The 23,422-nt window shown below is 71.1% G+C and carries 19 protein-coding genes; 8 read left to right on the top strand and 11 right to left on the bottom strand.

The genetic code is table 11. The annotated features are described in order from the left end of the window. Window positions 1-238: 238 nt before the first annotated feature. The gene (locus ACIRB4_RS25050; RefSeq protein ID WP_403294406.1) at window positions 239-1,735 is read right to left on the bottom strand and encodes a UDP-N-acetylmuramoyl-L-alanyl-D-glutamate--2,6-diaminopimelate ligase; all 1,497 of its coding nucleotides are present in this window, start codon (window positions 1,733-1,735) and stop codon (window positions 239-241) included. Between the two features lie 506 nt (window positions 1,736-2,241). Here ACIRB4_RS25050 and ACIRB4_RS25045 point away from each other — a divergent pair. Next, a complete protein-coding gene (locus ACIRB4_RS25045) occupies window positions 2,242-2,733 on the top strand; it encodes an SsgA family sporulation/cell division regulator (protein WP_403294405.1) in 492 nt (163 codons plus the stop codon). 49 nt (window positions 2,734-2,782) lie between these two features. Here the strand turns inward: ACIRB4_RS25045 and ACIRB4_RS25040 are convergent, their stop codons facing one another. Beyond that, window positions 2,783-4,162, bottom strand: a complete 1,380-nt coding sequence (locus ACIRB4_RS25040; RefSeq protein WP_403294404.1) for an FAD-binding oxidoreductase — start codon at window positions 4,160-4,162, stop codon at window positions 2,783-2,785. 88 nt (window positions 4,163-4,250) lie between these two features. On the opposite strand from ACIRB4_RS25040, the gene ACIRB4_RS25035 reads away from it, so the two are divergent. Further along, window positions 4,251-5,714, top strand: coding sequence for a tetratricopeptide repeat protein (locus ACIRB4_RS25035; RefSeq protein WP_403294403.1), 1,464 nt, complete (start codon window positions 4,251-4,253; stop codon window positions 5,712-5,714). Between the two features lie 51 nt (window positions 5,715-5,765). Here ACIRB4_RS25035 and hppD read toward each other — a convergent pair whose 3' ends face one another. Next, window positions 5,766-6,911 (bottom strand): 4-hydroxyphenylpyruvate dioxygenase, encoded by a 1,146-nt coding sequence (gene hppD, locus ACIRB4_RS25030; RefSeq protein WP_403294402.1) that lies wholly within the window; start codon window positions 6,909-6,911, stop codon window positions 5,766-5,768. 121 nt (window positions 6,912-7,032) lie between these two features. On the opposite strand from hppD, the gene ACIRB4_RS25025 reads away from it, so the two are divergent. The 5 genes from ACIRB4_RS25025 (at window position 7,033) to ACIRB4_RS25005 (ending at window position 11,313) form a co-directional block, all read left to right on the top strand. Next, the gene (locus tag ACIRB4_RS25025) at window positions 7,033-7,509 is read left to right on the top strand and encodes an Lrp/AsnC family transcriptional regulator (RefSeq protein WP_403294401.1); all 477 of its coding nucleotides are present in this window, start codon (window positions 7,033-7,035) and stop codon (window positions 7,507-7,509) included. A gap of 76 nt (window positions 7,510-7,585) precedes the next feature. Further along, window positions 7,586-8,233, top strand: coding sequence for an ABC transporter permease (locus tag ACIRB4_RS25020; protein WP_403294400.1), 648 nt, complete (start codon window positions 7,586-7,588; stop codon window positions 8,231-8,233). After that, window positions 8,226-9,482, top strand: a complete 1,257-nt coding sequence (locus ACIRB4_RS25015) for a betaine/proline/choline family ABC transporter ATP-binding protein (protein WP_403294399.1) — start codon at window positions 8,226-8,228, stop codon at window positions 9,480-9,482. Before ACIRB4_RS25020 ends, ACIRB4_RS25015 begins: the two co-directional genes overlap by 8 nt. Then, window positions 9,479-10,330, top strand: coding sequence for an ABC transporter permease (locus ACIRB4_RS25010; RefSeq protein WP_403294397.1), 852 nt, complete (start codon window positions 9,479-9,481; stop codon window positions 10,328-10,330). The genes ACIRB4_RS25015 and ACIRB4_RS25010 overlap by 4 nt, the downstream gene beginning before the upstream one ends. Then, on the top strand, window positions 10,327-11,313 hold the full coding sequence (locus tag ACIRB4_RS25005) for a glycine betaine ABC transporter substrate-binding protein (RefSeq protein ID WP_403294396.1): 987 nt from the start codon (window positions 10,327-10,329) through the stop codon (window positions 11,311-11,313). Before ACIRB4_RS25010 ends, ACIRB4_RS25005 begins: the two co-directional genes overlap by 4 nt. A 47-nt stretch (window positions 11,314-11,360) precedes the next feature. On the opposite strand, the gene ACIRB4_RS25000 is transcribed toward ACIRB4_RS25005, so the two are convergent. Both ACIRB4_RS25000 and ACIRB4_RS24995 read right to left on the bottom strand, forming a co-directional pair. Further along, the gene (locus ACIRB4_RS25000) at window positions 11,361-12,155 is read right to left on the bottom strand and encodes a S16 family serine protease (RefSeq protein WP_403294395.1); all 795 of its coding nucleotides are present in this window, start codon (window positions 12,153-12,155) and stop codon (window positions 11,361-11,363) included. Between the two features lie 9 nt (window positions 12,156-12,164). Beyond that, entirely contained in the window at window positions 12,165-13,328 is a 1,164-nt protein-coding gene (locus ACIRB4_RS24995; protein WP_403294393.1) for an alpha/beta hydrolase family protein, read from the bottom strand. Between the two features lie 97 nt (window positions 13,329-13,425). Here ACIRB4_RS24995 and ACIRB4_RS24990 point away from each other — a divergent pair, with 97 nt between their 5' ends. Further along, window positions 13,426-14,448, top strand: a complete 1,023-nt coding sequence (locus ACIRB4_RS24990) for an ArsR/SmtB family transcription factor (RefSeq protein ID WP_403294392.1) — start codon at window positions 13,426-13,428, stop codon at window positions 14,446-14,448. 264 nt (window positions 14,449-14,712) lie between these two features. On the opposite strand, the gene ACIRB4_RS24985 is transcribed toward ACIRB4_RS24990, so the two are convergent. From ACIRB4_RS24985 to ACIRB4_RS24960, 6 genes are all read right to left on the bottom strand, one after another. Then, on the bottom strand, window positions 14,713-15,354 hold the full coding sequence (locus ACIRB4_RS24985) for an IclR family transcriptional regulator (RefSeq protein WP_403294391.1): 642 nt from the start codon (window positions 15,352-15,354) through the stop codon (window positions 14,713-14,715). Window positions 15,355-15,776: 422 nt separating this feature from the next. Then, window positions 15,777-17,567 carry a DEAD/DEAH box helicase gene (locus tag ACIRB4_RS24980; protein WP_403294390.1) on the bottom strand — a complete coding sequence of 597 codons (1,791 nt, stop codon included), beginning with the start codon at window positions 17,565-17,567 and terminating at the stop codon, window positions 15,777-15,779. Window positions 17,568-17,884: 317 nt separating this feature from the next. Continuing rightward, window positions 17,885-19,426, bottom strand: coding sequence for an MFS transporter (locus ACIRB4_RS24975; protein ID WP_403294389.1), 1,542 nt, complete (start codon window positions 19,424-19,426; stop codon window positions 17,885-17,887). A gap of 412 nt (window positions 19,427-19,838) precedes the next feature. After that, entirely contained in the window at window positions 19,839-20,387 is a 549-nt protein-coding gene (locus ACIRB4_RS24970) for a hypothetical protein (RefSeq protein WP_403294388.1), read from the bottom strand. 122 nt (window positions 20,388-20,509) lie between these two features. Continuing rightward, window positions 20,510-22,828 carry a hypothetical protein gene (locus ACIRB4_RS24965; RefSeq protein WP_403294387.1) on the bottom strand — a complete coding sequence of 773 codons (2,319 nt, stop codon included), beginning with the start codon at window positions 22,826-22,828 and terminating at the stop codon, window positions 20,510-20,512. A 15-nt stretch (window positions 22,829-22,843) separates the two neighbouring features. Next, window positions 22,844-23,269 carry a hypothetical protein gene (locus tag ACIRB4_RS24960; protein WP_403294386.1) on the bottom strand — a complete coding sequence of 142 codons (426 nt, stop codon included), beginning with the start codon at window positions 23,267-23,269 and terminating at the stop codon, window positions 22,844-22,846. Between the last annotated feature and the right edge of the window lie 153 nt (window positions 23,270-23,422).

Here is a 23,422-nt window from a genome sequence, read left to right as displayed (position 1 = left end):
CCGTTCCGTCACAAAGCTTCGTCGACCATCGGGCGCTCGGCCCAAGGAGGACAGTAACGAAGAACGAGGCCGCGGGAAGACGGAGGCCGAGAGAAAACCCGCCTTCGGGCGACATCCCCACAATCTCGCCACTCACCGTCACGCTCAGGCCGACGGTCGTCCGTCGAGAGGGGCTTCCCGGGCCTCCTGTCACCGATCGTGACCGTGGCCCCTGCCCGCCCGGGCCGGAGTTCCGGATTCAGGGGAGCAGGCGGGAGGACAGCTCGCGGACGGTTGCCATGTCGCTGAAGGGGAGCAGTTCCTCACCCACGATCTGGTGCGGTTCGCTGCCCTTTCCGGCGATCAGGACGATGTCCTCGGGCCGAGCCGCGGACAGTGCGAGAGCGATGGCCCGGCGGCGGTCGGCGGAGCGTCGGTACGGCGTGCCGGTGGCCTCGATGCCGGGGGCGATCTGGTCCAGGATCGCCTCGGGGTCCTCGGTGCGAGGGTTGTCCGACGTCAGGACGCACAGGTCGGAATGGGTGCCGGCGATGCGGCCCATCTCGGCCCGCTTGGTGGTGTCGCGGTCTCCGCCGCAGCCGAAGACGGTGACGACCCGGCCCCGGGCGAAGCCCCGGATGGCCGTGAGGACCTTGTCGAGGGAGTCGGGAGAGTGCGCGTAGTCCACGATCACCGACGCGCCGGCGGGGGTCACGAAGCGCTCGAACCGGCCCGGTACGGGCGGCATCTCGGCGAGCGCGGCGACCAGCCCGTCCAGGTCGTGCCCCAGCACGTGGCAGGCCGCGACGGCGGCCAGGGCGTTGGAGACGGAGAAGCGGCCCGGGACCGGGATCGACGCCGGGTACGCCCGGCCGGCGTAGTTGAGCGTGAACCGTGTGCCCGAGGCGTCCGCGACCAGGTCCGTGGCGCGGAAATCCGCCTCCTCGTCGAGGCCGTAGGTGGTCACCTCGTCCGGCATCATCACGCGGATTCCGGCTCCGACGGCGTCGTCCACGTTGACCACCGCGTGCCGGCACAGCCCCTGGAACAGCCGTAGTTTGGCGTCCGTGTAGTGGGCCATCGTGCCGTGATCGTCCAGGTGGTCCTGGGTCAGGTTGGTGAAGACGCCGACGTCGACGAAGGTTCTGTCCATCCGGTATGTCTGCAGGGCCATCGAGGTGGCCTCCAGCACCACGCTGCCGGTGCCCTGATCCCGCATACGGCCCAGGAGGTACTGCAGGTCGGGCGATTCCGGTGTGGTCAGCACCGAGGGCGGCATCGGGATCACCTCGTCGCCGATCCGGCTGCCCGCCGTACCGATCACGCCCACCGAGGCTCCCTCCGAGATCCTCAGCAGCGACTCGACCATGTAGGAGATGGAGGTCTTCCCGTTGGTGCCGGTGACGGCCACCAGGTCCATGTGCCGGCCCGGCTCGCCGAAGTAGCGGGAGGAGACGACCGCGGCCGCCTTGCGGGTGTCGGGCACCCGTACGAGGCACACGGCGGGCAGCAGCTCCCCTCCCGGGGGCGCGGCGGCGGCTCCGGCAGCGTCGACGAGTACCGCCACCGCCCCGCGCGCGAGCGCCGCGCCGATGGAGGCCGGGCCGCCGCCGCGGTGGCCGGGTACGGCGATGAAGAGCGAGCCCGGCACCACCCGGTCGACGTCGAAGGTGGTGCCCGCGGTGATCCGCGTCGATTCGGTGTCGCCGTGGACGACGTGGTGCTCATGGCCGGTCAACAACCCGCTCAACTTCACGGTGGTCCCTTCGGAGACGGCTACGGCCCGGCGTGCGGCCCTCGCCTGGCGGCAGCGCCGACGGAGCGTCGGGACTGCGGTGGTGGGGTGGGAAGGGCGACGCGTGCCCTTGAGGCGAGAGGCCGGTCGGGAGCGCGGTGATCAGGCCGGGCTGCCGGCGTGGGACCCGTCGCGGAAGGTGGTGCGGCGGGAGGGAGCGGCGCGGGCGCGGCGGGAAGCGCCAGGGCACGCGAGCCCGGCGTGATCCAAACGACAGGCCCTAGCCGTGGCTGTTCATGGGCCGAGTGTACGTGCGCCCGGATGCCCCGCACGCCGCGTCGGCTCACCGGTCGCGGAGGTCCGCCGTCGCCACCCGGGCCGCGCGCCGACCAGGCCCGACCGCCCCTCCTCCCGCCCGCCCGGAAACTCCCCGAAAAACTTTCCCGAAGTCGCGTCATACTTCGCGCCCACCCCGCTCTCTCCCCCTGCGGGCCCACCCGGGCCCCCGTACGAGAGGGAGCAAGGCCATGCAGAACACCGAGAACACCGTCGTCGAGCGCGAGCTGGAGCTGAAGCTGGTGCTCTCCCCCGAGCGCAGCGTCCCCGTGCCCGCCCGGCTCGCCTACCGCACCGGTGATCCCTACGCCGTCCACATCACCTTCCACCTCGGCTCGGACCACCCGGTCGACTGGACCTTCGCCCGCGAGCTGCTCGTCGAGGGCGTCTTCCGGCCCTGCGGGCACGGGGACGTCCGGATCTGGCCCACAAAGGTCGACGGCCGCAACGTCGTTCTGATGGCCCTCTCCTCCCCCGACGGGGACGCGCTGCTCGAAGCGCCTTCCGCGCAGGTGTCCGCCTGGCTGGAGCGGACCCTGCGCGCCGTGCCGCCGGGCACCGAGGCCGAGCAGCTGGGGATCGACGACGGTCTGGCCCGACTCCTCGCCGCGACCGCCGTCTCCGACGACCTGTGGCCGCGCGACCCGTGGCCGACGGACGACCCCCAGGACGGTGACGCGTGAGCCCGGACGGAGGACGTCGGAACAGACGTCAGATCAGTCGGAACAGACGTCAGAACAGCTTTCCGGGGTTCAGCAGGCCCAGCGGGTCGAAGGTCCGCTTGATCCCTTGCTGCAGCTCGAGGCCGACCGGGCCCAGCTCGCGGGCCAGCCACTCCTTCTTCAGTACACCGACGCCGTGTTCGCCGGTGATCGTGCCGCCCAGTTCCAGGCCGAGCGCCATGATCTCGTCGAAGGACTCCCGCGCCCGCCGCGCCTCGTCCTCGTCGGCCTGGTCGAAGCAGACGACGGGGTGGGTGTTGCCGTCCCCCGCGTGCGCGCAGACGCCGATGGTCAGGTCGTACTTCGCGGCGATGGCGGCCGTACCGTCGAGCATCGCGGCCAGCTTCGTCCTCGGTACGCACACGTCGTCGATCATCGTCGCGGACGTGATCGCCTCCAGGGCCGTGAGCGACAGCCTGCGGGCCTGGAGCAGCAGTTCGGACTCGGCGGCGTCCTCGGCGGGTACGACCTGCGTGGCCCCGGCCGCCGTGCACAGCTCTCCGACGGCGGCGAGGTCCGCGGCCGGATCCGGGGTGTCGAAGGCGCACAGGAGCAGCGCCTCGGTCGAGTCGGGAAGCCCCATCCTGGCCAGCCGGTTGACCGCGTGGACGGTGGTGCGGTCCATCAGCTCCAGCAGCGACGGGGTGTGGCCCCGCTCCATGATCGCGCAGACCGCCTCGCAGGCGGCGGCCGCGGAGGGGAACTCGGCGGCGAGCGCGAGCTGCCGCGGGGGTTGCGGCCGGAGCGCGAGCACCGCTTTGACAACGATGCCGAGGCTGCCTTCGGAGCCGACGAAGAGCCTGGTCAGGTCGTATCCGGCGACGCCCTTGGCGGTGCGGCGGCCGGTGCTGAGCAGCCGACCGTCCGCGAGAACGACGTCGAGGCCGAGGACGTACTCCGCCGTCACTCCGTACTTCACACAGCACAGCCCGCCGGACGCGGTGCCGATGTTCCCGCCGATGGTGCACATCTCCCAGCTCGACGGGTCCGGCGGGTAATAGAGGCCGTGCTCGTTGACGGCCCGGGACAGCACGGCGTTGATCACGCCCGGTTCGACCACGGCGATCCGGTCGACGGGGTTGATCTCCAGGATGCGGTCCATCCTCACCAGGGAGAGCACGATGCAGCCATCGGAGGCGTTGGCGGCGCCGGAGAGGCCGCTGCGCGCGCCCTGCGGGACGACCGGGACGCGGAGCGCGGTCGCCGTCCGCATGACGTGCTGGACCTGTTCGACGGTGCGCGGGAGTACGACGACGGCGGGGGCGCCGGCCGCGCAGAAGCTCGCCATGTCGCGGGCGTAGGCGTCCATCACGTCCGGATCGGTGATCAGGGCCTCGTCCGGGAGCCCGGCCCGCAGCTCGGCGTGGAGCCGCGTCAGAAGATCGTCCATGCGTCCAGCCTGGCAGCCGGGGCCATCGGTGTGAACCCGCCGGAGTGGGCGCTTCGTGTGCTCTTCGTACAGGCGCACAGTAAGCGCCATGAAGACGGAGAACGTGTCGAGGACGGTCCTCGCGGCCGGGGTGGGCGCGGTGTTCGCCGCGACGGCGCTGCTGTACGCCCCCGATATCGCACCCGGGCTGTTCGAGGACGGCCCGCCGCCGGCTCCGGGTCCGGCCGCGCGCGCGATGACCGCGGTGAACGCGGGTGCGGAGGCGTCGCTGCCGGATCTCACCGCGCTGATCGGTGACCGGGAGAAGTGGCTGAAGAAGCACCCGGACGACGAGGCGTCATGGGCCGTGCTGGGCGCGGCCTATACGGAGCGGGGCGGGCGGCTGGGCGACGCCGCGTTCTACGCGCGGGCCGAGCAGGCCCTGCGGCGCTCGCTCGCGGTGGTGCCGGCCGAGCGCGGGAACCTCGACGCGCAGCTGGGCCTCGCCGCCCTGGCCAACGCCCGGGGCGACTGGAAGTCGGCGAAGACGTGGGGCGAGCGGGTCCGCAAGGCGAACCCGAAGCGCTGGACGGCGTACCCGCTGCTGATCGACGCGTACAACGGTCTCGGGGACTACAAGTCGGCCCAGGGGGCGATGGACCGGCTGGCGGAGCTGCACACGGGCGCGCAGGTCAGCGCACGGGCGGCGCAGACGTACCGCAACCGCGGCTGGCGCGAGGACGCGGCGGCGGCGGCGCTGGACGCGGCGGAGCGGGCGGAGACGGGTACGGAGAAGGCGGCGGCCCTCACGCGCGTCGGTGACCTGGCGTGGGAGCGGGGTGAGCCGGAGGAGGCGGTGGCGCGGTACGGGGCGGCGCTGGGTTCCGTACCGGACCACGGCCCCGCGCTGGCCGGGCGGGCGCGGGCGCTGGCGGCCCTCGGCCGCACGGACGAGGCGCTCCGCGACTACCGGGCGGCGCTGGACCGGTCGCCGCTGCCGGAGTACGTCCTGGAGGCCGGCGAACTGTACGAGTCGCTGGGCCTGGCGGAGGACGCGCGTGCGCTGTACGAGCGGCTGACGAGCGGGGTGTGGGCGAACCGGTCGAACGCCGAGGTGGTCCTCGGCCTGTTCGAGGCGGACCACGGGGAAGCGGACGCGGCGGTGCGGCGGCTGGAGGCGGAGTGGGCGCGCGGGCACCGGTCGGTGCAGGTGGCGGACGCGCTGGGGTGGGCGCTGTTCCGGGCCGGGGAGCCGAAGGAGGCGCTGGAGTACGCGAAGCGGGCGACGGAGGAGGGGCTGCGGAGCGCGCTGTACTCGTACCACCGGGGGGAGATCGAGCGGGCACTGGAGGAGTACGGCCCGGCCCGTCGCCATCTGGCGGAGGCGCTGCGGACCAATCCGTGGTTCTCGCCGCTGCTCGCTCCGAAGGCGGAGGAGGCCGTACGGGCGTTGGGCGATCCGCCGGACGAGCTGCCGAGCGAGCTGCGCTCGGCACCCTCCCGTACGGAGAAGCCGGAGAAGAACCGGAAGGCCGAACAGGCACGGGCACAGGCGCCCGCACCGAAGCCCTGACAGGGGTGCGGCCCCACGGGTCAGGTTCCGTGGGGCCGACACGTACGCGGACTAGAGGTTGCCGCGCTTTTCCTGCTCGCGCTCGATCGCCTCGAACAGGGCCTTGAAGTTGCCCTTGCCGAAGCCCATGGAGCCGTGGCGCTCGATCATCTCGAAGAAGACGGTCGGGCGGTCCTGGACCGGCTTGGTGAAGATCTGCAGCAGATAGCCGTCCTCGTCACGGTCGACGAGGATCTTCAGCTCGCGCAGGGTCTCGATCGGCACCCGGGTCTCGCCCGCCCACTCGCCGAGGGTGTCGTAGTACGAGTCCGGGGTGTCGAGGAACTGGACGCCGTTGGCCCGCATGGAGCGGACGGTCGCGACGATGTCGTTGGTGGCGAGGGCGATGTGCTGGACGCCGGCGCCGCCGTAGAACTCCAGGTACTCGTCGATCTGCGACTTCTTCTTCGCGATCGCCGGCTCGTTGATCGGGAACTTCACCTTCAGGGTGCCGTCCGCGACCACCTTGGACATCAGCGCCGAGTACTCGGTGGCGATGTCGTCGCCCACGAACTCCTTCATGTTCGTGAAGCCCATGACCTTGTTGTAGAAGGCCACCCACTCGTTCATCCTGCCGAGCTCGACATTGCCCACGCAGTGGTCGATCGCCTGGAAGGTGCGCTTGGCCGGCGGCTCGACGATCGGGTTCGCGGAGACGAAGCCCGGCAGGTAGGGGCCGTCGTAGCCGGAGCGCTCGACGAGGGTGTGGCGGGTCTTGCCGTAGGTGGCGATGGCGGCGAGGACGACGGTGCCGTGCTCGTCCTTCAGCTCGTACGGCTCGGTGATGCCCGTGGCGCCGTGCTCGACGGCGTACGCGTACGCGGCGCGCGCGTCGGGCACCTCGATCGCCAGGTCGACGACGCCGTCGCCGTGTGCGGCGACGTGGTCGGCGAGGAAGCGGCCCCAGTCGGTGGAGGCCTTGATGACGGAGGTGAACACGAAGCGGGCGGCGCCGTTCGTCAGGACGTAACTGGCGGTCTCGCGGCTGCCGTTCTCCGGTCCGGAGTAGGCGACGAGCTTCATGCCGAAGGCCGTGGAGTAGTAGTGCGCGGCCTGCTTGGCGTTGCCGACGGCGAAGACGACCGCGTCCATTCCCTTCACGGGGAAGGGGTCGGCCTGCCGCGCCGTGGAGGGGGTGTGCTGGATGGTCTCAGTCATGGGGGCAGAGTCCCGCCGAACGGCAAGCTGCGCAATAGTTCGCCTCAGGGGTGGGCAATCTGCTCAGCGGCCGTCCAGTATGGGCGGGCGACTTGTACATGATGACCACTGGGAGGACGCTGTGGCGATCGATCATCTGGACGGGCGTCTGATCGTGCTGCTGGCGCGGGAGCCGCGCATCGGGGTCCTGGAGGCGTCCCGGCGCCTCGGCGTCGCGCGCGGCACGGTCCAGGCCCGGCTCGACCGTCTTCAGTCGAACGGAGTCATCCGCGGTTTCGGCCCGCAGGTCGATCCGGCGGCACTCGGCTACCCCGTGACGGCGTTCGCGACCCTGGAGATCAAACAGGGTCAAGGTGCCGACGTAAGGGGGCACTTGGCGACCGTCCCCGAGGTGCTGGAGCTGCACACCACCACCGGTCACGGCGACATGCTCTGCCGGCTCGTCGCCCGCTCCAACGCCGATCTCCAGCGGGTGATCGACCGGGTTGTCGGCTTTGATGGCATCGTCCGGGCCTCCACGGCGATCGTCATGGAGAACCCCGTACCGCTGCGGATCATCCCGCTGGTGGAGCAGGCCGCGAAGGACGAGCCCCGGTAGGAGCGGGACGGCCGAAAGGGAGACGGCGCCGGAGAGGGACGGCCGAGAGGGACGAGCCCCGTGGAGGGGGAGGCGTGTGAGCTTCTGGGACTATCTGGCCAACCGGCATCAGCAACTGCTCACGGACGCCTTCCAGCACGTCAGCGCGGTCTTCCAGTGCATGGTGATCGCCACCCTGCTCGGGCTCCTCATCGGTCTGCTGACCTACCGCAGCCCGTGGGCGGGCAATCTGGCCATCCTGTCCACCGCCTCGCTCCTCACCATCCCCTCCCTCGCCGCGATCGGTCTGCTCATCCCGCTCGTCGGCCTCGGCGTCCCGCCGACCGTGATCACCCTGACCCTGTACGGGCTGCTGCCCATCGTCCGCAACGCGGTCGTCGGCCTGCGCGGCGTCGACCCGAACCTGGTGGACGCGGCCAAGGGCATCGGTATGTCCCGGACGGCCCGGCTGTTCCGGGTCGAGCTGCCGCTGGCCTGGCCGCCGATCCTGACCGGCATCCGGGTGTCGACCCAGATGCTGATGGGCATCGCCGCCATCGCCGCGTACGCCTCGGGCCCCGGCCTCGGCAACGAGATCTTCCGCGGCATCGCCTCGCTGGGCAGCGCGAACGCGATCAACCAGGTGCTCGCGGGGACGCTCGGCATCATCGTCCTCGCCCTGCTCTTCGACGCCGCGTACGTACTGATCGGCCGGCTGACCATTCCGAGGGGGATCCGTGTCTGAGACCGCGCCCGAAACGACGCCCGGCGGGACCTCCGGCGTCGCCTCCGGGGCCTCCATCGAGCTGGAGAACCTTACCAAGCGCTATCCCGGCAGCCCCCAGCCCGCCGTGGACAGCGTGAACATGGAGATCAAGGCGGGCGAGACGGTGGTCTTCGTCGGGCCGTCCGGGTGCGGGAAGTCGACCACCCTCAAGATGATCAACCGCCTGATCGAGCCGTCGAGCGGCCGGATCCGGATCAACGACGAGGACGTCACCGACATCGACCCGGTGAAGCTGCGCCGCAAGGTCGGGTACGCGATCCAGTCCTCCGGGCTGTTCCCCCATATGACGGTGGCCGAGAACATCGCCCTCGTACCGAGGATGGTCGGTTGGTCGAAGGCGCGGGTGAAGGACCGGGTCGAGGAGATGCTCGACCTCGTCGGTCTCGACCCGCGCGAGTTCCACGGCCGCTATCCGCGCCAGCTCTCCGGCGGACAGCAGCAGCGCGTCGGCGTGGCACGGGCGCTGGCCGCCGACCCGCCCGTCCTGCTGATGGACGAACCGTTCGGGGCGGTCGACCCCATCACCCGCGACCACCTCCAGGACGAACTGATCCGGCTCCAGCACGAGCTGCACAAGACGATCGTCTTCGTCACCCACGACTTCGACGAGGCGATCAAGCTGGGCGACCGGATCGCCGTCCTGCGCGAGCGCTCCCACATCGCCCAGTTCGACACCCCCGAGGCGATCCTCACCAACCCCACCGACGACTTCGTCTCCGGTTTCGTCGGGGCGGGGGCGGCCCTCAAGAGGCTGAACCTGACCCGCGTACGGGAGGTGGAGATCGCCGAGTTCCCGACGGTGACGGTGGACGACCCACTCCAGTCGATCTTCAACATGCTGCGCCGGAGCACCCACAGCGAGCTGCTGATGCTGGACCGGCGCGGGCGTCCGTACAAGTGGCTGCGGCGCGGCGACCTGATGCGGGCCAAGGGTTCGCTGGCCCGGGCGGGCCAGCTGGTGCACGACACGGTGACGCGGGACGCGACCCTGCACGACGCCCTGGAGGCGGTGCTGATCGACTCCGGCGGCCGGGTGGCGGTGACCGGGCGGCGCGGGGAGTTCATCGGGGTCGTCGACATGCAGACGCTGATGAACTCGGTGCAGGAGCTTCTGGAGGCCGACCGGCTGGCGGCGATCGAGCAGCAGCACGATCTGGAGGAGCTGCGGCACGGCCAGATCGAGCGGGAGCCGGAGGGGGGCCCGTGATCCCGGCCGAGCGGCGCCCGCCGGGCGAACACGACCTCCGGGGCCACGCCTTCCGCGACGACGGTCACGCGGTCGAGGAGGAGGAACCCCCTCCGCCCCCTGCGCCACGCCGCCGGATCACCTGGCAGAAGCTGGTGTTCCTGCCCGTCGTCGTGGCGGCGGTCCTGCTCGCCACCTTCCTGTGGATCGCCAACACCGACCTCGACTCGATCGCCCGCAACTCCCTGGACGACGGCAATGTGCGGCTGCGCCTGTGGCAGCACGTGAAACTGACGGCGATCTCCACCTTCTGGGTGCTGATCATCGCGATCCCGCTGGGCATCGCGCTGACCCGCCGGCGGCTGACCCGGGCCGCGCCGCTCTTCACCGCGCTCGCCAACATCGGCCAGGCGACCCCGGCGATCGGCCTGCTCGCCCTGCTGGTCATCTGGCTGGGCATCGGCCCGTCGACCGCGATCATCGGCATGGTGATCTACGCGGTGCTGCCGGTGCTCTCCAACACGGTGGCCGGCCTGCGGGCGATCGACCCCCAGCTGGTGGAGGCCTCCCGGGGCATCGGCATGTCGGCGCTCGGCACGCTGGGCAAGGTCGAACTGCCGCTGGCCGTACCCCTGATCCTCGCCGGCGTGCGCACGGCGCTCGTGCTCAATGTGGGCACGGCGACGCTCGCCACCTTCGGCGGAGGCGGCGGGCTCGGGGACCTGATCACCTCCGGGATCCAGACGCAGCGGATGGCGGTCCTCGTCCTCGGTTCGGTCCTGACGGTGGCGCTCGCGCTGCTGGTGGACTGGCTGGCCTCGCTGGCGGAGGTGGCCCTGACGCCGCACGGGCTGGAGGCGGGGAAGTGACGCGTTCGGTACGCACCGCCCTGGCGGGGCTGCTGGTCCTGGGAGCGGCCCTGACCGGGCTGTCCGGCTGCGGCCTGAAGAGCGGTTCGCCGATGGTGGACGACGTGGTGCCGGGCTCGGTGGGCCAGGGCCGGCCGCTGCGGGGCGCCTCGCTCACCATCACGTCGAAGAACTTCAGCGAGAACATCATCCTTGGCCACATGATCGGCCTGATCTTCAAGGCGGCGGGCGCGGAGGTCCTCGACCGGACGAACCTGCCCGGCTCGATCAGCGGCCGCGAGGCGATCGTACGGGGCGACGCCGACGCGATCTACGAGTACACGGGCACGGCCTGGATCACGTACCTCGGCAATGCCGAGCCGATCACCGACCCGCAGGCGCAGTGGCGGGCGGTGCGCGACGCGGATGTGAAGCACGGGGTGACGTGGCTGCCGCAGTCGACGCTCAACAACACCTACGCGCTGGCGATCTCCAAGAAGAACAACGCGAGGTACGGCCTGAAGACGCTGTCGGACGTGGCCGCGCTGGCACGGAAGGACCCCTCGGCGGTGACGGTGTGCGTCGAGAACGAGTTCGCCTCGCGTGACGACGGACTGCCGGGCATGGAGAAGGAGTACGGGATGAAGCTGCCGGCGGCCAACATCAGGAAGATGGACGCCGGGATCATCTACACCCAGGTCTCGCAGTCCGACTCCTGCCTGCTGGGCGAGGTGTTCACGACGGACGGCCGGATCAAGGCGATGGACCTGACGGTCCTGGCGGACGACAGGCGCTTCTTCCCCAACTACAACGCGGCGCCCGCGCTGCACGCCGAGACGTACGAGAGGTACCCGGCGATCGCCGGCCTTCTGAACCCGCTGAGCGCGCGGCTGACGACGGCGGTGGCGCGGGACCTGAACGCGAAGGTGGACGTGGAGGGGCGGGACCCGCACGAGGTGGCGAAGGAGTGGCTGATCGAGCAGGGCTTCATCAAGGAGGGCTAGGGGGCGTCTTGCCGATCAGGCCGGGTCGTGCCCGCGGAAGGAGCCGGTCAGCAGCTCGGGACCTTCGCCTCCTGACCCTGACCCAGGGCCCGGAGGGACGACACCGCGTCGCCGAGGGTGGAGATCGGGATCAGGCGCATCCCCTTCGGCAGCTCCGACTGCGCCTGGGAGCACTCGTCCTTCGGTACGAGGAAGACGCTCGCCCCGTCCCGCCCGGCCGCCTGCGTCTTCAGCGCGACTCCGCCGACCGCCCCCACCGTGCCGTCCGCGCTGATCGTGCCCGTACCGGCGATGGTCCGGCCGGCCGTGAGGTCGCCGCCGGAACCGTCGCCGTCGAGCTTGTCGATGATCCCGAGGGAGAAGAGGAACCCGGCGCTGGGCCCGCCGACGTCGGCGAGGCGGAGGGTGACGTCGACGTCCTCGGGCTCCAGCTCCAGGTGGTTGAGGGCGGCCACGACGGCCGCGTCCTGGGACTGCTTCATCTCGGCCAGGTTGTGCTTCTCGACCTCGGCGTCCGACTTCCCGGGAGGATAGACGGCGTCGCGCGGCAGCACGGCCCGGTCGGTACGGAACCAGGCGTCGGCGACGTCGCCGAAGTCGTTGGCGACGCTGGGTCCGGTGGCCACGATGGTCGTCATCAGCAGCTTGCCCTGCGTCGGACGGACCGGCGCGCCACTGATCGTGATCACCTCACGCCCCTTGTACTTGCCGAGCACATCGGCCGTGGAGCCGGGCTGTGCGATGGCGTACGGCAGCGGCGCGAGCCCGACGACGGCGAGGAGCGCGGCGACGGGGAGGGCGCTGAACGCGAGGGCACGGTGACGCGTGAGACGGGAGAGCACGGCCCCAATCTACTGTGCGGGCCTCACCGGCAGCCGTCGGCCGAAGAACGAGCGGACCTGTCGGCGCACGGCGGGCACGGACGTCCTCGGCTCGATCGCGCCGACGAGCCGGACCCGGTCGGCGGTGGTCATCAGACCGGCGGCGTGCAGCCCCGGCACGAGGGAGGCGTAGTCGGTGAACACCCAGTGGTCCGCGTCGTCGAGCTGCCGCCGGCGGACGCGGCCGCCGGGATGGGCGAGCGCGGCGGACCAGGAGCGGTCCAGCCGCGCGCTGCGGAAGCCGTCGGTGCCCAGCAGGAGGAGCGGGCGGTCGACGCCGTACCGGGCCACCGGGAACAGCGTGCCGTCGGCCTGGTCCAGGTGGCCCTCCAGGTTCACGGCGGCGGCGACGCGCGGGGCGTCGTACAGCGTCTGGGCGGCGGCGGTGCCGCCGGCCGAGTGCCCGTAGATCCCGATCCGCCCCAGGTCGAGGGCGCGGCCGAGGGGCCCCTCCAGGGCTTCGAGCCGGTCGAGGACGAACCGGATGTCGGCGAGACGGGTGTCGATCATGGTGCGGAACTGCTCTGCGTCGGGCGGCCGGATGAAGACGGTGGGGCGCACCTTGTCGCGGCCGGGGCGGGCGGTGGGGAAGTCCACCTCGCTCGCGTCCCCGGGGTGGTCGACGGTGACGACGGCCCAGCCGTGGCTCGCCAGCTCCTCGGCGAGCGAGGTGCCCATGGTGCGGGCGTCGCCGCCGCCGGGGCTGTAGAGCAGCACGGGCCACCGGCCGGGCAGGACGGGGGCGCCGGTGTGGGCGTGCGTACGGGTGGCCGTCCAGTCGGCCCCGGCCTCGGGCAGGCCCGGGCGGATCCGGGGCGCGAGCAGGGTGAAGAGCTCGGCGGCGTCCTCGGTCAGCTGGGGTGCGCGCGGATATCCGCGGACGGTACGGGCCGGGTGGAGGACGGTGACCATGACCTCCCGTACCCCGATCGCCGGCTCCCAGGGGTCGTTGCGAGAGGGGTCGACCAGGTGGAGGGTGGTGGCACCGATCTTGTACGGGCCGGTGGGCGCGGGGAGCCGGAGGACGAGGTCGCGCGGGGTGGGGGTGGCCCGGGCGGGCGCCGGGGTGAGGGCTGGCGAGAGGGCCAGGGCGGCGGCGACGGCGGCCGCTTTGGTGACGGTCCGTCGGTCCATGGGAGAAGGTGTCATGCGGGACAGGCTGCCGCCGGGCCGAGGGCTCCGGCGAGGGTTGAGGCTCTGGACGAAAGGCTTGCGACGAAAGGCTGGTGCGGTGACCCGGATCCGTTTCACGGCGGAGGACTTCGCCCGGGTGCGGTTCGCCGCCCGGCCCGCCCCCGTGCCGGAGCTGAACGCGGCGTTCATGACCCTGCTCGGCGGCGACGACCTGCTCTTCGGCCGCTGGCGACGACGGGTGCTGCGGTCCCTTCCGGACGCCGCGGCGCCGCTGGCGGACCTCGTCCCGGCGGGCGATCCCCCGCGCTTCCTCGACGTGCTCGGCGAGACGCCCGCGGAAAGCTTCGACCTGGTGGCGGCGGCCCCGCCGGAGCTGGTGCGCGCGGAGCTGGAGCGGGTGTACGCGGGGCGGCCGTCCCCTCGCTGGATCCGGGAGCTCCACGGGGGCGGGACGGGGGCGCGGGAGGTCCTGCGCCGCGCCCAGCGGGCGGCGTTCGACACGGTCGTGGCACCGGTGTGGCCGCAGGTCCAGGACCTCCACCGGGCGGAGTTCACCCGGCACGCCCTGACCGTCGCCGCACACGGCATCGGCGCGGCCCTCCCGGCGCTGGTCCCGGGCACCCGGCTGCAGGGCGACGTCTGGGAGTGGGGGGCGCGGGGCGGGCGGGAGAGCGATGCCGGGCGGCGCGGGCTGGGGCGGGAGGTCAACCGCGCTGCGGGAAGAGGCGAGGAGCGGGAGATCGACCTCGCCGGGCGCGGGCTGGTCCTGCTGCCGACCTTCCACTGGACCGGCCGCCCGCTCGTCCAGGACCTGCCGGGCCGGCCGGTGGTCGTGACGTACGCGGCGGGGACGGGTCTGCCGCTCACACCGGACGGGGCGCCCGGCTCGGAGGAATCCCTGGCGACGGTCCTCGGCGGCACCCGCCTCGCACTCCTGCGCGCCCTCACCGACGCCCACACCACGACGGCCCTGGCCCGCCGCCTGGGCGTCAGCAACGCGACGGCGTCGGCGCACGCGTCGGCGCTGCGGGGCGCGGGCCTGATCACGACGGCGCGAGCGGGAAGGTCGGTGGAACACCGGCGGACGGCGCTGGGGGCACTGCTGGTGGGCGACTCCTGAACGATCGCGCGGACGGGGACGGCGCACGCGGGGCTGGAAGCCCGGGTTTGCGGCCGGGCCCTCGGGGGCCTGGAGTCGGCACCGCGAAACCGGGGTCGCCGCGAAGCCCGAGCCCGGGTCGGACGGCGCCCCCTGGGCCAGGGCCGCGCTGGCCCCTGGAGCGGTCGCCCCGTGTGGCCGCCCGGGTCGACCGAACGCCGGACCGGCCCCGGGTCATCCCGAACCCCGGACCGGCGCCGTGAACCCCCGTAACCGCAGCGCGCCTTAGCGCAACGCGTCGGCGACTTCCCTGGCCGCGTCCACGACCCGGGGCCCCACCCGCTCCGGCACCGCGTCCGCGAGCATCACGACGCCCACGCTGCCCTCGATCCCGGTGATCCCGATCAGCGGAGCCGCCGCGCCGCTCGCGCCCGCCTCCAGCTCGCCGTGCGTCAGCGTGAATCCGGGCTCGATCAGGCTGCCCTGCCGGGCCGCCAGGATGGCGCGGCCGGCCGCGCCACGGTCCAGCGGGTGGCGGAAGCCGGCCCGGTAGGCCACGTGGTAGTCGGTCCAGGTCGGTTCGACGACGGCGACGGCCAGCGCCTCCGCCCCGTCGACCAGGGTGAGGTGCGCCGTCGCGCCTATGTCCTCGGCGAGCGAGCGCAGCGCGGGCAGCGCCGCCTCGCGCACCAGCGGATGGACCTGGCGGCCCAGCCGGAGCACGCCCAGGCCGACCCGGGCTCGGCCGCCCAGGTCCCGTCGTACGAGCGCGTGCTGTTCGAGTGTGGCGAGCAGACGGTAGACGACGGTCCTGTTGACACCGAGTTTGTTGGACAACTCGGTGACGGTCAGGCCGTGGTCGGTGTCGGCGAGCAGTTTGAGGACTCGAAGTCCCCGGTCGAGCGTCTGGGAGGTCTCCGCGGTCACGACGCCCTCTCCTTCGGAGTGATCGGAGTGAGTGACGGCGGTCCTCACGAGAGCTGCGACACCGGTCCCGTCGGCGACGCACGTCAGAGGCCGCCGGCAGGCCATGCGCACCGGCTGCGCTCCGCGGCGGCGCTGCCACGGGGCGTTTGCATTGCGGGGACAGTAGCGAGCCACTCCGCTCAGCGGAAGACCTCGTCCAGAATCCGGGCGCGTGCGACCCGATACACCCGCTTCGGGGTGCAAGTCGGCCGGTCAGAGGCGTTTGACCGACAAGATCGACTATGTCGGCGCGGTACGGGCGGGGCACGAGCGACGGTACGAACGGGGCCCGTACGCGGCTGCGCGTACGGGCCCTCGGCTGTGTCTTCCGACAGATCGCGGTGGTGGATCACCTCATGCGGTGGATCACCTCATGCGGTGGATCACCTCATGCGGGTGGCCCACTCCTGCACCTTCTTGATCCGCTCGCGGATCTGCCCGGCGGTCGCCTCGGCGCTCGGCGGCCCGCCGCACACGCGCCGCAGCTCGGTGTGGATGACCCCGTGGGGTTTGCCGCTCTGGTGGACGTACGCGCCGACCATCGTGTTGAGCTGCTTGCGCAGTTCGAGGAGCTCCTTGTGCGAGACGACGGGGCGCCGCTCCGCCGGGAGTTCCAGCAGGTCGGCCTCGGTGTCGGGCTTCTTCCGGCTGTGGGCGATCTGCCGGGCCTGCCGCTTCTGGAGGAGGAGCTGCACCTGGTCGGGTTCGAGGAGCCCGGGGATGCCGAGGTAGTCCTGCTCCTCCTCGCTGCCGGGGTGGGCCTGCATACCGAACTCGGCACCGTCGTAGAGCACGCGGTCGAAGACGGCGTCGGACTCCAGCGCCTCGAAGGGCAGCATGTCCTGTTCGCCGGTGTCCTCGTCCTGCTGCTTCTCGGCCTCCGCCATCTCCTTCTCGGACTCGGCGTAGGGGTCCTCATCGCCGTCCTTCTTCGGCCGGTCGAGGACGTGGTCGCGCTCGACCTCCATCTCGTTGGCGAAGCCGAGGAGGTTGGGGATGGTGGGAAGGAACACGGAGGCGGTCTCGCCGCGCCTGCGCGAACGTACGAAACGTCCGACGGCCTGCGCGAAGAAGAGCGGGGTGGAGATCGTCGTCGCGTACACGCCGACGGCGAGGCGGGGGACGTCGACGCCCTCGGACACCATGCGGACGGCGACCATCCACCGGTCGTCGCTCTCGCTGAACTCGTCGATCCGCTTCGAGGCGCCGGCGTCGTCGGAGAGGACGACCGTGGCCTTGGTGCCGGTGATCTCGCGGATGAGCTTGGCGTAGGCGCGGGCGGAGTCCTGGTCGCTCGCGATGACCAGACCGCCGGCGTCGGGGATGCCCTTCCTGACTTCGGTCAGCCGCCGGTCGGCGGCGCGCAGCACGTTCGGCATCCAGTCGCCGCGCGGGTCGAGCGCGGTACGCCAGGCCTGCGAGATGGCGTCCTTGGTCATGGGCTCGCCGAGGCGGGCGGCGATCTCGTCGCCGGCCTTGGTGCGCCAGCGCATGTTGCCGCTGTAGGAGAGGAAGATGACGGGCCGGACGACACCGTCGCCCAGGGCGTTCCCGTACCCGTACGTATAGTCCGCCGACGAACGCCGGATCCCGTCGTTGCCCTCCTCGTACGTGACGAAGGGGATGGGGTTGGTGTCGGAGCGGAACGGCGTGCCGGTCAGCGCGAGGCGGCGGGTCGCCGGATCGAAGGCTTCGAGGCAGGCCTCGCCCCAGGACTTGGAGTCACCGGCGTGGTGGATCTCGTCGAGGATGACGAGGGTCTTGCGCTGCTCACAGCGGTTGCGGTGGAGCATCGGGCGGACGCCGACTCCGGCGTACGTGATGGCGACGCCGTGGTACTCCTTGCTGAGCGGTCCGGCGCTGTAGTCCGGGTCGAGCTTGATCCCTATGCGCGCGGCGGCGGCTGCCCACTGCTTCTTCAGGTGCTCGGTGGGCGCGACGACCGTCACCTGCTGGACGACATGGTGGTGCAGCAGCCAGGACGCGAGGGTCAGCGCGAAGGTGGTCTTTCCGGCGCCGGGAGTCGCGACCGCGAGGAAGTCGCGGGGCTGTTCCTGGATGTACTTCTCCATGGCTCCCTGCTGCCAGGCACGCAGCTTGTTGGCCGTGCCCCAGGGGGCGCGGCCGGGGAAGGCGGGAGAGAGGTGATGGGAGGAGGTGGCGGTGGTAGTCACGGTCTCCGGTTCGACGCTCGTCCAGATATGACAACCGGGCCACCCTACCGGTGCGGTCACCCAGGGACTGGACGGACGACGCCGTGACCTCGCGGGGTGCGGCGAGTGTCACAACGGCGGACTCAGCGGACGCACGCTACCGGCTCGGCCGGCCCCGGGCTCGGCACGTACCCGGCTCGGCCGCCGGGCTCGGCGCGAGGCGAAGGCGAGCCAGGGCCTGACTCGCAAGAGGACGGGCTCGGGGCGGAAGGCCAAGCTCCGGCCGGAGCGCACCGGCCGGAAGGCGCCGGGCCGGCATCGCTCGGGGCCGCCGAGCTTCACGCCGAAGCGGAGCCGCCAGGCCGGGACCGTACCGCCCCCGCCGTGTCACCCGGCGTCGGTTCCAACCGCGTCGCGACCCACGCCCCCACCGCCGCCACCCCCGCCATCGGCAGGAACACCGCCGCGAAGGCCGCCGGGTGCGAGCCCGCGGCCGTGGCGGTGGCCGTCGCGGTATGCGCCGCGTGGCCGACCGCGCCGCCGCCCAGCGCGGCGAAGGCCGCGCCGCCCGCCGCGAGGAGCAGGACGTTCGACAGGCCGTCCGAGATCTGCAGCGCCGCCGAGTTCGTGCCCGCCTCCTCCGGCGCCGACAGTTTCAGGAGCAACACGCTCGTCGAGGCGATGACCATGCCCATGCCCAGGCACCCGAACCCCCACGCCACCGCGACCACCCACACCGGCACGGAGGCGATCAGCACGCTGGGCGCGGCCGCGATCGCCGCCGCGACGAGCAGCATGCCGACGACCACCAACCGTTCCCGGTACGGCTCCGTCCACGGCCGCGACTGGAGGAAGGAGCCCAGCGCCCAGGTCGCGCCGCCGACGGCGAGCGAGAGGCCTGCGAGCGTCGGGCTGAGGCCCCGCTGGGTGACCAGCATCAGCGGGATGAAGGACTCGGCCGCGATGAAGGAGCCGGCCGCGATCCCGCGCAGCAGCACCACCGACGGCAGCCCCCGCGCCGCCCGGTACGTACCGGGCGGCAGCAGACCGCCCTTGCGTACCGCCGCCGGCACCAGCAGCGCCACACCGGCCGCCGCCGGCAGGAGGGAGAGCCAGCGCAGCTCCTGACCGGCGTACTGCAGCAGCCCGGCGCCGACCGAGATGCCCAGCGCGAGCCGGATCCGCCGCCGGTCGTACGGCGGGAGCGGCGCGGCGGGGTCGGCGGGCCCCGACGCCGTGCGGCGGATCGCGGGCAGGGCGAGGGCGAGCGGCAGCACGACGAGGACGGGAATCCCGACGAAGACCCAGCGCCATCCGAGGTGCTCGGTGATGGTTCCGGAGGCCAGGGGGCCGACGACCGAGGGGATGACCCAGCTGGCGGCGAACGCGGCCATGATCGCGGGCCGCAGCTGCTCGGAGTACGCCCGGCTGACGACGACGTACAGCGCGACGATGACCATGCCACCGCCGAGCCCCTGGACGGCCCGGCCGAGGATGAACAGCCACATCGTGCCCGCCGTGCCGGAGAGCAGCAGCCCGGCGGCGAAGGCGGAGATGCCGACGGTGAGCGGGGCGAGCGGCCCGGCGCGGTCGGACCACTGCCCGGACAGGACCATGGCGAAGAGGCTGGTGGTGAAGTAGGCGGAGAAGGCGAAGGCGTAGAGCGGAATGCCGTTCAGCTCCCGCGCGGCGACGGGCATGGCGGTGCCGACGGCCGTCGCCTCGAAGGCGATGAGCAGGACGACGGAGACGACCCCGATACTGAGCGCCCGGTGATCCCGGTCGAGCACGGACCCGCCCGCGGCCTTCGGGGACGCGGCATCGGCGGGTCCGACAACTCCGGCGTCGGCGTCGGCGTCACGGGGTTCCAAGGCACTCATGCCCTTCAGAGTAAGGGGCGTAGGCCGGGATGATCCCTGTCGCAGGACGGAGAGGGCTCATCCCTTCGTCGTACGACCATGAAGGACGCAGGACAGCCGTGCCGGGGCCGGCCCGGAACGCTTGAACCCTTCCCACTCGTAGTCGCGGCGTCCGCCCTGAGATCCTCGACAGGTCGGCGCACCACCATGCCGCCCGCAGTCGAGGGCTCCACCGTCTGGCTCCCGGCCCCAACCACAGCTACGTACGGGTGCACGACAAGATGATCGGCAACCGCCTCTTCATGACCTGTGCGGGCCCGGTGATGGCGCTGCCGGTGTCGGCTCCTGAACCGCCCCGACCCTTGCGGACCGGGAGCCGGACGTCACAGGCGGCGCACGGCCGACGCCGTCACGTGGCCTGTGCCGAACACGTTCAGGGGCGGAGGTCCGCTGGCACGGGCACCGGCTGAACACATCCCAGCCGCTTCTGGGCGTCCTGCACCAGGGAGGCAAGCAGCTTGCCGAGCAACGCTTCCCTGTCCCTGCCCAGGCCTTGGTCCAGCACGGAGATCTCCAGCGGCAACCCACTGCGCTGTGCCGGGTCCGCTCCCTCGATCCGGCACGGCAGTACGGCGGCGACTCCGCTCGTACGCTTCAGCGACTGCACGTAGACGTCGTCCGACGCCTTTCGCCACTCCTGTGCCGAATCCTTCGTGGTCACGGAGTCCATCGCCAGAACGGACCACTTGACCTGGCCGGTCACCCAGGCCTGCCCGTTCTTGTCGGTGGCCTCCAGCCGACACATGTCGTACCAGGCGCGCGACAGGTCGTCGCCCTCCGCCTTCCAGCCGCGCGCCTTGTCGACCATCAGGTTCTTCATCTGGTCCAGGGACTTGCTCTGTGCCTGGAGCTCACCGCCGCCCAGCCCGTTCCGGACCGCGTCGACGTTCTCCTCACCGAACAGCTCCTGGCACGTCTTCATCGCCGCGGACGTCTCCGCCTCAGCCTCTCCGCCGGAACCACCGCCGGAACAGGCCGATGCCGACAGCCCGATCACGGCGGCGACTGCCAGACTCCCGGCGCACCGGGCAAAGAACGTGTTGCTCACTTGACCTTCATCCCTCCGCCGGCCGCGACCATGCCGTTACGGTAAGAGGTCTCGGCCTCCCGGATCAGCTCGCGCTTCTCGTCGAGGGACATGCCCACGGATTCCGCATAGTTGAGCAGGGGGGTCATCGCACTGTTCTGTCCGGACATCTGGGTCTGGAGAATGGCGTCCATGGCCTGGTCGTCGTTGTTGTACTCGTTGTCCTTGAGGTACTCCAGGGTGTCGGCGGCGTAGCTGGTGCTGACCGCCGCGCCCGCGCTCTCCATCACGAGCGGCACGACCGTGACGGCGACGAGCCCCGCGGCCGGGCCGAGGACGACGGCGGACCCGACGCCCACGACTGCGGCGACACCGGAACTTACACCCGTCTTACGCCACTCGGCCTGCTTCTCCAGCTCCAGGTTCCGCTTGTCCTCGTCGTCCTTGAAGTCCTGGGCGATCTGAATGGTGCGTGACTCGTCGAGAATGCCGTGAACCTTGCTCGCGTTGTGGCCGAACTCGATGGCGGCGTCCTTGTCACCACCCAGAACCTTGAGACCGCTCGCCTCGAACACCTGCTGGGCGGCCGACATGGTCCGGTAGGCGTCCTCGTCCGCTGCCACCGCCGACATGAACTTCAGGCTCGCGGCCTGGCCGAAGTCCGTACGGGAGCTGCCGTCGCTGCTGCCGGGGAAGAGTTTGTCCCGACCCAGCTCGTCTCCGGTGCCGCCGAAGTTGTAGGTCGAGTAGTTGAGGTCGTCGATATAGGCAGCGCCCATGTTGCCCAGGCTGTCCATCATCGCCTCGTGCCGCTTCCGCAGTTCGGAGTCGGAGCCGTAGTCGTTGATCACTTCCTTCATGATCGCGACCGAGTCGGCATCCCGCTTCAGGACCGGGCTGGGGTCGTCCCAGGCGTGACCGGTCGTCGCTGCCTCCAAGGCGTGGCCCAGGGCGTCCGGCATGTAGTCCTTCGTCTTCACCGCGTCGTCGGGGTTGTGCCCGTCCATATCGGGGAAGGACCTGTAGTCCTTGTTCTGGAAGAAGTCCAGGTAGCTGGTCTGATTGCCGTCCTTCTCCGGGTCCAGGTCCACCGTCCCGCCGACGGTCCCGTCCTTGTTGTACGCCGTCGGCTCACCGGAGAAGAACTGCTTCGCGGCCTCCGGGCTGTGCCCGAGCGCCTCCAGCATCGGCACCATGGGGTCGTAACCCGCACCGTTGACCCCGGAAGGGTTGAACGGGTTCTTCTGCCAGCCGCCGACCGTCTTGTTGTCGGCGAACATGTACGGGTCCTTGGCGTGCAGCTGGGACACGTGCTCGGCGATCGGTACCAGGAACTTCGGGTCGTAGTTCCCATGCCGCATGATGCCGCCGAGCAGCTGATAGCCGAACGGACCGTTGTAGTCGTTCTTGGCGAGCGGGATGCGCTCGGTGCCGAGTTTGCGCATCTCGGTGGACCAGTTCTCGGTCCACTTGTCGCCGCCCTGGGTGGCCGTGGCGAGGTTGAGGCCAAGGTTCTTCTGGAGCGCCTGCACATCCTTGAGACGCTGCTCGTCGAGCTCTGCGTACTCGTACGTATCCGTCGAGAGCTGTCCGAAGAACTCCAGCGCCCCCTTGGGCCCGAGCCCGTTGTAGAAGGTGCGGGAGAAGTCCTTGGACGAGCTGTTGTCCTTGAGCAGCTCGTTGAGGCGTTCGAGCTCCTCGTGGGAGATGTCCCGGCCCTTCTTGGCCAGGTCGATGGCGCGCTGCGCCTCCTCGGCGTCCAGGCTGCCGTACTTGGGAGCGCTGAAGTTGTGCTTGTCGCCGGTGATGTTGGCCTTCAGGGCGTTGGCGCAGGCCACGTCGGCGTCGTCGCAGGTCTCGAGGATCGCGTCGATCCGCCGCTGCATCGCCTCGATCGCGGCACGCTCCTTGCGTACCAGCTCGTGGTAGTCCGGATCGTGCCGCGCGGCCGGGTCCTTGATCGACGCCAGCGGGTTTCGCGCCTCGACCTTGCCGTCCGACGTCACGAGCAGGTGCTGCGCGGGAGCATCAGTGTCGGCGATCTTCTTGAGGTCGTCCTTCGCCTTCTTGAAGGCGTTGTAGCCGTCCTCGAGGATCTTGTGGATGCCGTCGGCGGCCTTCGCCGCGTCCTCGAACTCCTTCGCCGTCTTGTCCACGAACGGCTTGGTGACTTCGGCGTTCACGCCCCGCCAGTAGTCGTCCTTGGCCTTGGTGGCCATGGTCGTACGGGCATCCACAGCGAGCCTGTCCAGCTTGCCTTTCATCTCCGACCAGTCGTCGGCGGCGGCCTTCATCTTGTCGAGAGGCGCCCGATAGACGTTGTCATAGGTCAGCACGGCTGCTCCCTGCCCCTACTTCAGATACTCGTCGATCTTGGATGCGGCGAGGGCCGCCTTGATGTCGGCCTCTTCCTTGGCGTGCGAGGCGGCGCTGTAGTCGAGGTGATTGGAGATGTTGGCGCAGGCGGCCAGCAGGGTGCTCAGCTGCGACCTCCACGTCTCCTCGACGGTCGCCATCGCGGCCCCGGTGCGGAAGCCGTTCGTGGACATCCCGGTCGCCGCCTCCGAGGTGCTCGTACGGGCGTGGTTCCCGTCCTTCAGAAGCCGGCCGTGCAGCGCGTACGCGGCGCTGCCGATGGCACCGAGCTTGTCCTGGTTGACGCTGAGATCGGCACTGCCGCTGCCGCCTCCAGGATCGGACGGCACCTGGTTGAGCCGCATGCTCACATCGGCATGGGCGTGGGTGCGGGCGGACGCCCACTCCGCATCGAACGACATGATCCCCCCGTGGCGGTGGTCTTCTCCGCTTCACCTCAGCAACTCGTGTCACGCGCGGAGACGGCACGATCGTAGTGGTGTTGCGGGGCTTCCGCCTCTCTGTCACGCAGAACGTCGAGTCCGCGACACGCGACTTCACCGGGCCCCCACATC

Source organism: Streptomyces sp. NPDC093600 (assembly GCF_044764755.1).
Taxonomy (GTDB): Bacteria; Actinomycetota; Actinomycetes; order Streptomycetales; family Streptomycetaceae; genus Streptomyces.
The sequence above is the reverse complement of the archived record's forward strand: the minus strand, read 5'-3'. Positions and strand labels throughout refer to the sequence as shown.